Genomic DNA, 13,413 nt, shown 5'->3' on the forward strand with positions numbered 1-13,413 from the left:
GCAACAGCAAGGCACTGTCCCTGCAGCGGATCGGCTACGCGGCGAACGTCTGCTCGATCTGCTCCAGCGTTGCCATGACTCCGTCGTAATCGGGACGGTAACTCGTCGCGGGCAGCTCGTAGACCTCGTCGTCCGAGAACGCGGGAAGCCCCGCATATGCGGGATCCTGCTTCAATTCGTCGAGAGTGCGTCCTGCCACCGGAACAACGAACATCACCGGCGCGGTGGCAACGGATCCGAGCAACTCGGGGCTGACGATGAACGAATCACCCGAACCGTACAGCTCCGGGTTTCCTGCTTTGGTGATGATGTCGTCCGCCTCGAAGCCGACCTCGGACAACAACGTCGGAAGCGCAGCGGTCTGCGGAATGAACGACGGCTCGTTTGTACTGAGCGACAACAGGTACGCGACGGGGGAACCGGGGACGGTGATGGCATCGCTGACCTGGGCGACCTTGTCCTCGTACGCCTTCAGTAGACCGTCGACCTTGTCTGCTTCGCCGACGGCGTCTGCGACCGCTTCGAGCTCACCCTGCCACGTGTTGACCGAGGACGGGATCAGTACGGTGGGCGCGATCGCAGCCAGCTGGTCGTACGCGTCATTGGCCAGTACTGCGGAATAACCCTGCCCGCCACCGATGATCAGATCCGGGTCGGCCTGAGCAATGGCCTCGATGTTGAGCGCTTCGCCCGCGGAAAGTTCTGTCGTTCCCTGCGCTTTTGCCTTCTCGGCCCACTGCGGAGGGAACCCTCCGTCGAGGTTCGTCACTCCCAGTAGTCGGGTGTCGGTAATGGCGATGGGCGCATCGAGCGTGTACAGATATCCCGCGAAGCCGGCAGAAAGAACAGCGATCCTCTGCGGATCAGCCGGCACTGTGACTTCGCCTCTGTCGGTGGAGATGACACGGGTCTGAACGGTCGTCGACTCACCGGCCGTGGCACCGTCGTCACCGTCCGAGCCGGAACTGCACGAGGTCACGCCGAGGGCGACCAACGCCACCGACACACCGGCGACAAGGCGAATCCCCCGGCGACGAAGCTGGTAAATGGACGCTGCGGGACCTGAATCGGACACTGGTGACACTCCTGCCATTGAAGTTACTTGAGCCTAACCTAACTCAAAATGCAGAACAACGGAACATGCGACCCCAGAACGTCGACACGGTCGAGCCCTCGCGAGCACTCCGCCTGCTCGAGAACATCGAAATCGACGGCGCGACAACAGAAAAGATGCGTACCCGAGCAGCATTCGTTTGCGAACAGGCATCCAGCCGCGGGGTGGGTCCGACGACGGTAGCCTCCTTCGCTGCTTGTTCGAGCACCTGCTTGTACTTGATCTTTTAAAGTGAAGTGTAGCGTTCAAAGCGGGATCCCGACCAGCGGGAGTAGAAGATACGAAGCAGGAGAGAACATGACGTCGATAGACGGCAAGACAGTCCTCGTGACCGGCGGCCATCGTGGCCTCGGAGCTGCGGTGGTGGACGAAGCCATCGCCCGCGGGGCCGCGAAAATCTACGCGACAAGCCGATCGGCCGTCGACGACCCCCGACCACAGGTCGAGTCGCGGCAACTGGACGTGACGTCGACGCACTCCATCGACACCTTGGCGGAGGAGGCTACCGACGTCGACATCGTCTTCAACAACGCTGGAGTGCTACACCCGGAAAACTTGCTCGACGGCCGCTTCGACCTCGTCGAGAAGACGTTCGACACGAACGTCTATGGGCCCCTTCGAGTTGCGCGCGCCTTCGCACCGATCCTGAAAGCCAACGGTGGTGGTGCCATCGTCAACATGCTCTCGGTTTTGACCTGGTTGGCCGGCAGCGGCTCGTACGGCGCGTCCAAAGCCGCAGCATGGTCTGTCACGAACTCGCTGCGAGAAGAGTTGCGCGAAGATGGAATACAGGTCTTGGGCGTGCACGCCGGGTTCATCGACACCGACATGGTCGCGGATATGGCGATGCCCAAGGCGCGACCGGAAGACATCGCGCGAGCGATCTTCGACGGCCTCGAAGCATCCGCTCACGAGGTACTGGCCGACGACGCGAGTGTGGTTGTCAAGGCGGCACTGGCCGGGCCCGTCGAGGCGTTGACGCTGTCCAACGTGATCGCCGGATCCCTCTGAGCTGACCAACGATCGAAGGATTTCGTATGCCACTCTGGACCATTTATTCGAGCCCCGGCACTCTCGGCGTCGAGGACAAGAAAGATCTTGCCGAACGAATCACCGAACGGTACTACCAGGACGTCGGACTCCCCCGCTTCTACGTCGTCACGATCTTCACCGAGGTACAACCGATCGATTTCTACGTCGGCGGAGAACCCATTCGCTCGGGAGTGCGAGTGGTGATCGACCACATCGCCAGGTCGGCAGACGGCGAGCAGGGACGGCGTCGCACAGCCAAGTGGGTGCGATCGATTCTGCAACCGACACTGGGCGGGCGCGATTTCCATTGGGAGTTCCACGTCGATGAAACCCCCGAAGAGTTGTGGATGATCGACGGACTGGTTCCACCCGCGGGCGGATCAGCCGGGGAACAACTCTGGCGCAGTTCCAACACACCAGAGCCCTACTACTGATTCCGACCGGGAACGTCCGGCTACCGGAATCACTGTCCGGTAGCCGGAGCACCGGAAGTCAGCGCTTTCCCCGTCAGCGCGAAGAAGCGCCGGACTGCGTCCGTGGTGCCGGCGACACGCGCATGTTCGCCATTCCCGAGATGCCCGGACAACGTACGAAAAACTTCCTCGGACGAGCCTGTCACGACGATCTCCGCCGTCGTCGACTCGGACGCCACCGACACGCGCACTCCTGCCGTATCGGAGACCATGAGCACGCTGTCGGCCTCGGTGTCGATTCGCACCGTGACGGTCGGTAACAACGACGATCCCTGTGCAGGATCATGATTGGGAAACAACGCCATGATCGCGAACCCGAGCCACCGCCCTCTGGTGTGATCCTCTCCGGCCCCGGACGCCATCAGGGGCACACCCCACCGCGCAAGTTCCACGAGCGGTGCACGCAGCCCGCGACCCCACTCGGTCAACGAATACACCCGCGCCGACACCGGTGCCGGCGCATCCGACGACTCCACGATGCCTGTCTCCTCGAGATCGCGAAGCCGTGTCGCCAGCAGGTTGGTCGCAATACCGGGCAGCGACCGATGCAGATCCGAATACCGGCTGGGTCCGATGAGCAGTTCTCGAACTATCAACATCGTCCACCGGTCCCCGACCAGATCCAGCGCCCGTGCCAGTGCACAGAACTCTCCGTAAGATTTCACGCCGTCATCCTACGCTTGACAATATCGACCTAATACTTGATTTAATAAAGCAATGACTACGGCTCTGCCTCGACGCACGACGTCGCGAATTCCTGTCCTTCTCGTCCTGTGCGCGGCCACCTTGGCGATCAGCCTCGCCACCACCTCCATCAACGTCGCCCTGCCCTCCCTGGCACTCGACCTCCGCGCCGACAACCGCGAACTGCAATGGATCGTCGACGCATACAACCTCCTCTTCGCCACCTTCGTGCTCGCCTTCGGCAGCCTCAGCGACCGTTACGGACGCAAGGGGGCACTGATCCTCGGCTTGACCATCTTCGGCGGCGGAGCGATCAGCGCATCCTTCGCCGACACCTCGACTCAGCTCATCGCGTGGCAGGCGGTGATGGGACTGGGTGCTGCATTCGTCTACCCCACAACGCTGTCCATCCTCTCCAACGTCTTCACCGAGCGAAACGAGAAAGCAAAAGCAATCGGAATCTGGGGCGCGACAACCGGAGTGGGCGTGGCCTGCGGCCCCATCCTCGGCGGCTGGCTGCTCGAACACTTCTGGTGGGGCAGCGTTTTCCTCGCACTCGCGGCCGGCGCAGCAATCGCCATCGCCGTCTCCGCCGCCGTTGTGACGACATCGCGCGACCCCAGCACACCACGCATCGACATCGGCGGCCTGGTGCTCTCCGTGCTGGCAGTGGGCACCCTCGTCTTCACCGTCATCGAGGCCCCCGAACACGGATGGGCCAGTGCGACCACCCTCGGAGGGTTCGCTCTCGCGGCAGCCCTGCTACTCGCCCTGGTGCTGTGGGAACGCAAGCAGACCGACCCGATGATCGACGTCCAACTCTTCACGAACATGCGCTTCACGGCGGCCAGCGCGTCGGTGACGTTCGCCTACTTCGCCCTGTTCGGGTTCATCTTCCTGATTTCCCAATACTTCCAACTCGTGCGCGGATTCGGGCCGCTGGAAACAGGACTCAAGTTCATTCCGGTGGCACTCTCGATCGCAATCGGGTCCGTTCTGGGCACCATCGTGGCAGTACGTCTGGGCAACAAACTCGTCGTGACCGTCGGACTACTGCTCTTCACGTCGGCGTTCCTGTGGATCTCCACCCTCAGCGAGTCGACCACCTACCTCGAAATCGCACTGCAGATGATCCCACTGGGTCTCGGACTCGGCCTGACATCCGCGCCGGCAACCGAGGCAATCATGGGCGCAGTGCCCCTGGAGAAGGCCGGCATCGGATCCGGCATGAACGACGCCACTCGCGAAGTCGGCGGAACCTTGGGCGTGGCAATCATCGGCAGCGTCTACGCCTCCCTCTACGCATCGTCCCTTTCGAGCTCCGGCACCGCGCAGAATCTGCCCGGCGAGGTCCGCTCTGCCGTCGAAGAATCCGTCGGTGCAGCCGTCATCGCATCGGGACAACTACGCGAAGCTGGGGATTCGGCTGCAGCACAGACGGTGTCGACCCTGGCCAACACTGCATTCCTCGACGGCCTGACAGCCGGTTCGTACGTTGCAGCAGGAGTGACCGCGGTCGGCGCAATGGTGGCGGCTGTTTTCCTCCCATCGAAACCCAAGCACTGAGGGCAAGAAGTTGCAGGGTCAGCACCGTCACGATCCAGACGTTGTCGAGACTGATATGAACGGGTTGCGAGTCGATCCGCGCAGGCCACCGAGCACCGCCTCCCCTCGGACCAACCCGACGTGGAGCCAGTTGCCAATAACTGGGACCGTATCGTCTTTGCCTTCGGTCCGGTCGACTTCGATCGGTCTGGGTTCGGCAAACAAGTTCGCGGTCCTGTTGGTGTTGTCGCTGCTGTGACGATCAAGTCATTCCTGACGAGTGCTCGGTGGACGGTCATGGGAGGGGCTCGGTCTTCACCGTCGAGTAGCCCCCCGCTGCTGGCGGTACTCGTCCCTGGGATACCCCGCCTCGCTGACACCTCGCCCTGGAACGACTACACCAGTTCATGTTGCGCGCCGTCAACGGTATTCCACTCGCCGCAGACGTACCCCCCCGCTGCCGACCGAGCAGCGGCGGCTTGCTTTGCCGCCAAAACAGCCCTCGAATTGGGAAGCTCCGACCCCGAACTCGAACGCGTTGCCAACGAATGCTTTTCGACGGTCGTGACCGCGGTAGCCGAATGCGTGCGAGCCGCTCAACGCCACGGCGACATCGACGCCGACGTAAATTCCGACGACCTCGCCTACCTCCTGATCAGCATCGTCCGCGGACTCGATGTCGTTGGTGCACATGGCCACAGCGCCGCCCGCCTGACCTCGAACGCCGAGAACGCGTTCGCGTTGCTACCCCGCCCTCGGCACCGGTAAGGCAAGCTTCGACCTACGCCTGCTCGGGAGCTTCAACCGCCTGGCTTTCCGATCTGCCGCCGCACATGTGCCACCACCGTGTCCACAGTGACGCGTGAGCCAGCAGAATTTACCGGTCCTGCTCGCGGTCCCGTAGACCATCGCGAACAGCCATGAGGTAAACGGCGAGCAGCCTGTCGATGGTCTTCTGATCGGCTCCGAGACTCCCCGGTCGCCAGGCAAGGGAAGGCAAGCCGTTGAGTGCAGCCCACAGGGTGGTGGCGAGGTCGTCCGGATCCAGGTCGGCTCTCACCGATCCGGATCGAGCGCCTTCCCCGAGGACCTCTGCAAGTCGACTGTTCTGAGCTTGGGTGAGCCTTGCGATCCGCTCCACGGCATTGGGTTCATCCGGCGATTCGACCAGTTGCCTCACCGTCAATTGTTGTTGACGAACCGGCCGATCCCCAGGACGCAGCTGACCGCCAATGGTTAGCCCCTAACTACGATGTTTTTGCGCGGCGTGAGGGGTGTCTGATCTCAAGACCAGCCAACTTGGCCCATGCACGGAAAGAGCCTCCCACGCCGTGAATTGTCTGCTCTGACCATTTTGAGTTCGTTGCGTTTGCGATGACCTCGCCGACGGAGCGAGGCGCTGCCTGACCGTCCGCCTGAAGAAGCGCCAGACCTTCTGGACCACCAGGTACCGATGATAAAAGACGTCGCAGAACAGTTGGGTCTATATTTCCGTCTGCATCGACGAGGCTAGAAGCTACTAATGAGACAGACTTCGATTGACTGACAGCAACAGCCCCTAAGGCCAACAAAGTACCGACAGCCTCGCGTTCTTTCGGGGAGCTTGGTATCGGAACTTCACCTTCCGAATGTATACGCGTCAGTAGTTCAACTGCTCGGCGCGGAGCGATTTGCGGGACGCCAGGACGATATCTCATTGGCGGCGGCGCGTCGAGCAATCGTACGGTCGGGATTGGCAATACATCGTTGGTCGGTCGGTACTCGTCCCCCTGCCTGATGACAAGGCCTGCGTATTCCATCCAAAACAAGAACGCTCGAGCGTACGACGTCCATGCCGTCTTTGCGACGGCGACAGCGGGAAAAGAATTTGGCAACTCGCGGGAAAAGCTATCGAGCGTCACGCCCCCGTTTCGTTCCGATAGCTCGCGAAGTGCAGTGTAGGCTTTGTGCTTCCTGAGCGCACCACCCACACGCCCTCGCATCTCAAGCTCTCTATCAGCTGCGTCGAGAACTTCGTCAACCAACCGCACATAGTTTGATTCGTGTGCGGTAATTCCAAGCAATCTGAGCTCGCGCGAAACGTTGAAGATTGAGCGGTCGCTTCGCCCGAGAATTCGTTCGAGCTCCTTGACACTAAGACGGCCACCTGCAGCTACGACAATTGGCAATAGCCGAGCGACGCTGTTAGGCGTCTGCCTAAGTATCCAGGAATCCTGAATAGGGACGCTACCGGTGTTTAGAAAGTCACGAAATGTATCCCAATATGTATCTAGGCGGTCGCCTACCTGTACAATCAGTCGTCTGTCGACTAATGATTGTACCGAGTCTGGTCCGAATCTTTCAGTGACCTCGCTTGCGGCTATGGGTGCGTATCTCGCCACGTGCCGTACAACGCCGTGCTCAACTGGGCTGAGCTCTGCAAGATCCGATTCAAACAGAGCGATAACATTAAGCGACTCCGCGAGCAAGCCCTCTTGAGTCTCACCACTCCGTAGTTCTCGGAGAACATGGTCAGCCAATTTCTTAAGCAACCAGGGCAGCCCTTGACTATAAGCTCGCAGCCTGGACTTGAGATCGGGAAGCAGTCGCACGCCCGCCTGTGTAGCCAGACGTCCGAGTATGACGTCGACTTCCCGCGGCCCAAACGGTTCCATAGTCAGCACTTTTCCAGCGCTTCGTATGTCGTCACGTAGCTGGTAGGGGTGTCCTTCCGTCCACCCCACCAAGTCAGTCTTCCAAGCAAAGCCAATGAAAAGGGGGCCTGCAATATCGTGCGCTCCGAGCGCCAAATCCCTGAACGTGCGGGTCAGTTCCATATCTCGGAAAACGTTCTCGAATTGATCAAAGAATACAAGGATCGGTCGTTTTGTTGAGTCCCATTTAGAGGCCCGAAACGTAGCTGTTGCGCTCTCTAAGCTAGCCCAGCTAGCCGATTCCGGAAGTTCAATAATACCCCGGCTTTGCGCTTCCTCGCCAACCCTTCGTAAAACTTCCACTACGTAGCGTGGCTGGTCCGCAGTTCTAGTGTCTAAGATTATAGAGACCCCACGCCGACGCGTTACCAGATCGCCAAGCTTAAGCGCAAGGCTTGATTTCCCCCATCCTGACTGTGCATTCAACACAAGTACGCTGCCCCGGTCTTGTAAAAGAACTTCCTCAAGCCGCTTGATTAACGCGCTGCGGCCGACGAAGTAGCGTGGGGAGGCAGGAAGCTGGTATTCGAAGTCCGAACTTGAGCCTGCAACGGATGTCAAAGTCACCGAATTCGGGGTGACATTCGTCGACCTAGCGCCCAAAGGCGAACCGACATCGGTGACCGATAGACCGTTAGAGTAGTCGGACGCTTCTAGTAGATCGCAGACGGCGTCAGGAACCTCCCCAGCTGGTCCCCAAATCGCGGTCTGGACCGGTGTCCGCTGCGTGTTGTCCAGAACAATACATGCAGCGTAAACCCCATATTCGGTTACGACCACAGCCATATCGCTGAGATCTGTAATTGACGCTGGAGGGTTAGTGATAACGCCGCCCTGCAATAGCGCTTCCGCCAGATCATCTGCTGAGAGGTACCGGAAATGCGAGTCTTCGACTTCGATGGCGCGAGCCTTCTCTTGGCCGTCGGGCGTTAGTCTGGGTAGTGCACAGAATAACCCAAAAATGCCTTCATCCTTAAATCGCTCGATTGTCAGTTTTCCATAGAAGTTAGTGAGCTCCGCGGATTTTACATTTCGAGTGTATGCCTTACACTCTGCTACGGCCTTGGCTCCGGTCAGCTTATGTCGAGCCGTGACGTCCAGTTCGATGCCTTCTGCCGTCACATTGAGGTTTTGTGCTTTTGGACTTTCAAAGCCGTACTGATCTGAAAGAAGTTTGGCGATGAACCTCTCAAAGAGACCGCCCTTACCGCCCCGAGAATCTCCGTCGGGCAGAATGACAAGCTGTGTCTCTTGAATGGCCATAGTGCGCATGGGTTGACCTTAGTATGTACCAACTAATTTCTCTCGCATCTGCGTGTCCAGGTTGGCGGGCTCAAGTGCTGTTGGTCGATTGCCTACTCCCGACTAGTCGGCGACTCGGGGGCCTGCCAGTGGCGGTTACCGCGGTTGATGGCGGTTATGCCAACTTAGAGGCCAATTTCTGTGACAGCGTTCCCGACAAGTGGTGCATGTTCGCGCCGATACACCTCGACGGAGTCGAGGCTGGCGTGTCCGGTCTGCCGGGCGATGGCGGATCCGTCGGCACCGTTACGGGTGCCTTGGGTGACGAAGCCAGCACGGAGCGAATGTCCACCGAGTCTGGCGAGAGCTGTGGTGTCATAACCGGCGTTTCCGGCGCGGCGGCGGATGGCCTGGTGAACCGCTGACCCGGACAACGGCGTGGCACCGAGGCTTCCGTTTTTCGTCACCGCCCGAAACAATGGCGCGCGGGCTGCTGTGCGTGGCACTCCCCCGCGACACACGTGCCCGTCGAACAGTTCCCGCTTACGCAGTAGCCGGATGACCGCCGGGCGGCCACCGACATCGAATGCAGCAACGACCTGCACCCACCGAACGTACGCGCAAGGCGGGCAGGTCTCGTGAGACTCGGTGAATGGCAGTGCTTTCACCACTCCCCTGCCCTCTTGGTCGGTCTTCGACTTTCGCAGCCGGATATGGAGTCCGTCGTGCCGGTGCACGGTGACATCCCCGCACACCATCTCCGACAACTCGCCACGGCGGTACGCGCCGGCGAACCCGAGGAGCAGAATGGCTGAATCGCGGCGCTCGAGGACCTCGTCGGCCCACCCCCGGCACCGTTGGCGGGCCGTCTCGACGAGGAGTTTGATGTCGTCGACCAGTAGTGGGTCTCGTGGAGTGCGGGGTCGGTCCCCTGCGGAGGCGTACTCCCGCCGGATGCCGGACAAGGTTGCGGCGACGAGTTCGTGCGCTGACGGTGAGAGATGTCCGGTTGTTCGGTGTTGGTGGTTGATCGCTGCGATCCAGGTGCCGAAGGTGGAGACGGCGTAGGCCCTCTCCCCCGTTTCGGTGCGCGTGTCGGCCGCGTCGACGAAGTAGGCGGCAACGGTGATCGGGTGTGCCGGAAGCGTCACGTGACCATTCGACTCGCACCATCTAGTGAAGCGTCTCCACGCGACCGCATAGGTCTTGTGCGTCCCCTCCGAGCGCGAGGATTGGACGGCCGCCGCAATCCGTTTCGCTACGGCAGGCGGGATTTCAGGCTCGACAGCTACCGGCCTGACAGCCTCTTGGATGCCCGCGACGGTGCTTCCCATGGGTGTTCGGCCTGGTCGAAAGTCCATCTAGTCAGCGTAGCGCAGGTTACCGCCGCGTTTGCAGCGCAAAAACGTGCTGAGCTCGTATTTCGGCGCAGATGGTGCGGAAAATGCAATTTACGTGGGTCAACTCCATTGAACTATGGGTGACAACGAAGGCGGGATGAATGTCCCTGCTAATCAACTTGAAAGAGCCGCCGTAGTAGACCCCAGTTTGATCCGGCCCGGGGCTGCACCAGGCGATCTTGGCGGTCGTTGCCTCCCCCGGTAGTTACAACGACCGTCCGTTTCGCGTCTGCTTTTTGGGGCCTCGAAGTGTGGGATTCCCTCGTGGCCGTGGGGCCCGCCGTTACTGCGGTATTCCACCGAATCATTGGTTGCGTTCGGGCGCAGTCGTGGTTCCGACCGTTCCTACGACTTAGACAGGGAACAGCCTCGCGGTGCGGCGCTGTGTCTTGGGTGTCGGTAAGACGCACGTTACGCACCTTGAGAATGGTTGCCGGCGGCGCTTGTGGACGCAGTCAACCGTCAAGTCCTCATCCTCGACGCTGAACTCGCCGCAGGCTGAGTCGGTTGCAGCCGACGAGTCGCGCGACACCCCATAGGTCATCATCTTGTAAGACGACCGTCCAACCTGTTGTGATGAATGCCAACGCTAGTGATGATAGCTATCGGAGCTCGCAACGCTAGCGGTACTGACACCGGGCATGATTTCGCCTGGGTTGAACAGAGCGCCCAATCCGTACGTGATCACAGGCTCGCGAATGTTCGGTTTGCGATGTTGCTGCCTGGCGCAGTCCGTCGCAGTTATCTCGCCTCTCAGTTCAATCCGCCGAACCGTGGGTCCGGCGGATTCGGCTGACGCACTGTGGAGCAAGGTGTTGCAAGGCTCTGCAACGCCAGCCCTGTACAGACACTCTTGGGCTTCGGCATACGCGAGTGCTAGGCCATCTAGCATTGCTATTTATCCTGCTGAGGGCGGTTGCACGTGAGATTCGCCCTGCGCGCAGACGGGCAGTTAACCGGGTTCGCTCCGTTCGCGTTCTGTTGAGCAGTAATTGAAAAGGTATGGGTGCAATGATAGCTAGCGGAGCTAGCAAAGGATGCAGAGCGAGCGGAGCGCCGGTACTTGCGCTAACGTAGCTGGCGTAGCTAGCAAAACAACGCTAGATAGGCGTGGTGCACTAGTTGCGAGTGCTACACAAGCGGTGCTTGCGAGGCAAGTGAGAGTTGCTCGTCGAGCACGTTTATCTAGCGTAACTAGATCCGCTTGGCTAGATACGCAAGGTACTGCAGCTCGGCGTGCAAACAGTGCGAGACGAGCGAAGCGAGCTACGCAAGCGAGCCAAGCACTCGTCGCAAGGTTCGCTCCGCGTGTTAACGCAGCACACGAAGCAATTGGCTATAGCGTAGCGAGCCAGAAGGCTTGCAGGGCATAGGTCCAGGGTGCGAGCCAACGCAGTTTTCCTCGGAGAAAAGTTCGTTGGCCTTGATCCTCAAACAGAGAAAGGAACGCGAATCCCAATGTCGACGTCGTCGAAGCAACCCAGGAAGTTCGCGATATGTAACCAGAAGGGTGGGGTTGGGAAGACAGCGACAACACTCGGATTGGCGAGTGCATTGGCGGACAAGGGCAAACACGTCCTCGTCATCGATATGGATCCTCAGGCCAACGCGACGACCGGTCTGGGAGTCGACGTTGATGACGACATGCGAACTACCTTCGACCTGATGTCGGTCACTGGCGAGGGTGCAGCAGCGGATGCGGTAGTAGCAACCGAATGGGATCGGGTCGACCTGATCGCGGCGACTCAGAGCCTCGCCAATCTTGAGGCTGACGGTGCAAACGACTTGATCTTTCGGTTGGATATCGCGCTTGAGGGTGTCGATCTGTCGCCTTACAGTGCAGTTTTCATCGACTGCCCGCCGTCGCTTGGAAAGTTACTTTTCGCGGTCCTCTGCGCCTGCGACTCAGTCATCGCGGTCACCGAACCCACCATCGACAGCGTGCGAGCGATTACCAAGGTTGAGGAAACCATCACCAACGTCAAGCGGCGTGCGAACCCTCGTCTCGAGCTCGAGAAGATCGTCTTGTCTAAGAAACGAAGGACCTCGGAGCATCAGTATCGCGAGGACGAGTTGCGTGCTGCATACGGCGAATTGGTTGCAAGAGCGGGGATCCCGGAGCTGGCGGCGCGCCAAGACGCTCATAGCAGCCACACTCCCATCCATTCTTACAAGGGAGGCCGGGCGATAGACCTGCAAGTCGCCTACGACGCCCTGTTGAAAGAACTGTCTATCGACCTCCTAGGAGAGCCTGCCGCATGAACGCACAACGCGAACCCGCCATCCGCCGCCATCCGGCTGCAGACCTCCCTTCGCGACCGACCGCTTCACCCAGGCGCGTTGGGCTCGAAGCACAGCAAGAATCAACCGGTTCGCCGAGCGTCGACGTTCCGACCAGTGCTGGCGGTATCAGACCGACAAACGAGCCCACTCTTCCGGCAACGAACGAACCGTTGGCTCAGCACAATGCGCGGCCGGCGGCAGGACCAGGCGCGGAAAAATTTACTGAGCAGCACAATGTGCGGATACGGAGTTCTACCAAGCTTCGTTTGAACAGAGCCGTCGACAGGCTGCGGTACGAGACAGGGGACCGATCAATCAGTATTGCTTCCTTGACCGACGCAGCGCTCTGTGAGTACCTCGACAAGCGGGGCATCTAGACCGTTGAATGAGGATGCCCGCTTGCTGTGCTAGCTAGCGTTGCTAGCACAGCCCTTTTGGTCACCCATAAGTATTCAGTCACGTACATGTGCGCGATGGCAGACCTACGGCGGGACCGAGACTTCAGGCACCCCCACCGAGGCTCGGAGTCCTTTTTGACGATCGTTTATCGAGACACCCCGCGGCCGAATCTGTCAGTTTCAAAAGACGGCTGCACTCTTTGCAGGCGTTTTGAGGATGAGTGCACGTGTCTTCTGACATTCTGATGTCGGAAGTGCGGTGCACGGTCGCGCGTTCAGCTCTCGGTGACAGGGAGGCTTGTGATGGAGCTCGACGTCGTGGAGACCGGTGTGCTGACGGCGTCGGGGGAGCGGTGGGCGCAGGCAGAGACCCGATTCGCTGTCTTGGCTCCCTTGCTGGAGATGCATCCGGTGCGTTTGGCAGCGGTCGATGATGCGGCCGAACGACTGGGGTTGTCGCGCCGTCGGGTCTATGCGTTGCTTGGCAAACTCAGGGACGGGACAGGTACGGTCACCGATCTTCTGACGAAGGTCTCGCCGGGTGGGCGT

Annotated in this window: 10 protein-coding genes and 1 pseudogene; 6 read left to right on the forward strand and 5 right to left on the reverse strand. The window is 60.0% G+C overall.

The window, feature by feature from the left end:
* Window positions 1-34: 34 nt before the first annotated feature.
* Entirely contained in the window at window positions 35-1,075 is a 1,041-nt protein-coding gene (locus J1M87_RS12115; RefSeq protein WP_307830795.1) for an ABC transporter substrate-binding protein, read from the reverse strand.
* A gap of 336 nt (window positions 1,076-1,411) precedes the next feature.
* Here J1M87_RS12115 and J1M87_RS12120 point away from each other — a divergent pair, with 336 nt between their 5' ends.
* Window positions 1,412-2,125, forward strand: a complete 714-nt coding sequence (locus tag J1M87_RS12120; RefSeq protein WP_032364653.1) for an SDR family oxidoreductase — start codon at window positions 1,412-1,414, stop codon at window positions 2,123-2,125.
* A 26-nt stretch (window positions 2,126-2,151) separates the two neighbouring features.
* Window positions 2,152-2,580 (forward strand): tautomerase family protein, encoded by a 429-nt coding sequence (locus J1M87_RS12125; RefSeq protein WP_206489800.1) that lies wholly within the window; start codon window positions 2,152-2,154, stop codon window positions 2,578-2,580.
* 29 nt (window positions 2,581-2,609) lie between these two features.
* Here J1M87_RS12125 and J1M87_RS12130 read toward each other — a convergent pair whose 3' ends face one another.
* On the reverse strand, window positions 2,610-3,284 hold the full coding sequence (locus J1M87_RS12130; RefSeq protein WP_206489801.1) for a helix-turn-helix domain-containing protein: 675 nt from the start codon (window positions 3,282-3,284) through the stop codon (window positions 2,610-2,612).
* A 52-nt stretch (window positions 3,285-3,336) separates the two neighbouring features.
* Between J1M87_RS12130 and J1M87_RS12135 the strand changes: the two genes are divergently transcribed.
* Both J1M87_RS12135 and J1M87_RS12140 read left to right on the forward strand, forming a co-directional pair.
* Window positions 3,337-4,869: an MFS transporter gene (locus tag J1M87_RS12135; RefSeq protein WP_206489802.1), complete on the forward strand. Its 1,533-nt coding sequence runs from the start codon at window positions 3,337-3,339 to the stop codon at window positions 4,867-4,869.
* A 486-nt stretch (window positions 4,870-5,355) separates the two neighbouring features.
* Entirely contained in the window at window positions 5,356-5,616 is a 261-nt protein-coding gene (locus tag J1M87_RS12140; RefSeq protein WP_241256810.1) for a TetR family transcriptional regulator C-terminal domain-containing protein, read from the forward strand.
* 109 nt (window positions 5,617-5,725) lie between these two features.
* Here J1M87_RS12140 and J1M87_RS12145 read toward each other — a convergent pair whose 3' ends face one another.
* From J1M87_RS12145 to J1M87_RS12155, 3 genes are all read right to left on the reverse strand, one after another.
* Window positions 5,726-6,028, reverse strand: coding sequence for a TetR family transcriptional regulator C-terminal domain-containing protein (locus J1M87_RS12145; RefSeq protein ID WP_206489803.1), 303 nt, complete (start codon window positions 6,026-6,028; stop codon window positions 5,726-5,728).
* Window positions 6,029-6,095: 67 nt separating this feature from the next.
* On the reverse strand, window positions 6,096-8,804 hold the full coding sequence (locus J1M87_RS12150) for a restriction endonuclease (protein WP_206489804.1): 2,709 nt from the start codon (window positions 8,802-8,804) through the stop codon (window positions 6,096-6,098).
* Between the two features lie 164 nt (window positions 8,805-8,968).
* Window positions 8,969-10,144: a tyrosine-type recombinase/integrase gene (locus J1M87_RS12155; RefSeq protein ID WP_206489805.1), complete on the reverse strand. Its 1,176-nt coding sequence runs from the start codon at window positions 10,142-10,144 to the stop codon at window positions 8,969-8,971.
* Window positions 10,145-11,641: 1,497 nt separating this feature from the next.
* Between J1M87_RS12155 and J1M87_RS12160 the strand changes: the two genes are divergently transcribed.
* Both J1M87_RS12160 and J1M87_RS12165 read left to right on the forward strand, forming a co-directional pair.
* Entirely contained in the window at window positions 11,642-12,445 is an 804-nt protein-coding gene (locus J1M87_RS12160; RefSeq protein WP_032407517.1) for a ParA family protein, read from the forward strand.
* 722 nt (window positions 12,446-13,167) lie between these two features.
* Window positions 13,168-13,413, forward strand: a pseudogene (locus J1M87_RS12165) (transposase); the annotation flags it as partial.

Origin of the sequence: Rhodococcus sp. KRD162 (assembly GCF_017168335.1) — a bacterium.
Taxonomy (GTDB): Bacteria; Actinomycetota; Actinomycetes; order Mycobacteriales; family Mycobacteriaceae; genus Rhodococcoides.

What these genes read in the sequence shown, in the direction of transcription:
- J1M87_RS12155 (WP_206489805.1), bottom strand. Translation starts at nt 10,144, where the DNA reads ATGGACTTTCGACCAGGCCGAACACCCATGGGAAGCACCGTCGCGGGC.
- J1M87_RS12135 (WP_206489802.1), top strand. Translation starts at nt 3,337, where the DNA reads ATGACTACGGCTCTGCCTCGACGCACGACGTCGCGAATTCCTGTCCTT.
- J1M87_RS12120 (WP_032364653.1), top strand. Translation starts at nt 1,412, where the DNA reads ATGACGTCGATAGACGGCAAGACAGTCCTCGTGACCGGCGGCCATCGT.
- J1M87_RS12150 (WP_206489804.1), bottom strand. Translation starts at nt 8,804, where the DNA reads ATGGCCATTCAAGAGACACAGCTTGTCATTCTGCCCGACGGAGATTCT.
- J1M87_RS12125 (WP_206489800.1), top strand. Translation starts at nt 2,152, where the DNA reads ATGCCACTCTGGACCATTTATTCGAGCCCCGGCACTCTCGGCGTCGAG.
- J1M87_RS12160 (WP_032407517.1), top strand. Translation starts at nt 11,642, where the DNA reads ATGTCGACGTCGTCGAAGCAACCCAGGAAGTTCGCGATATGTAACCAG.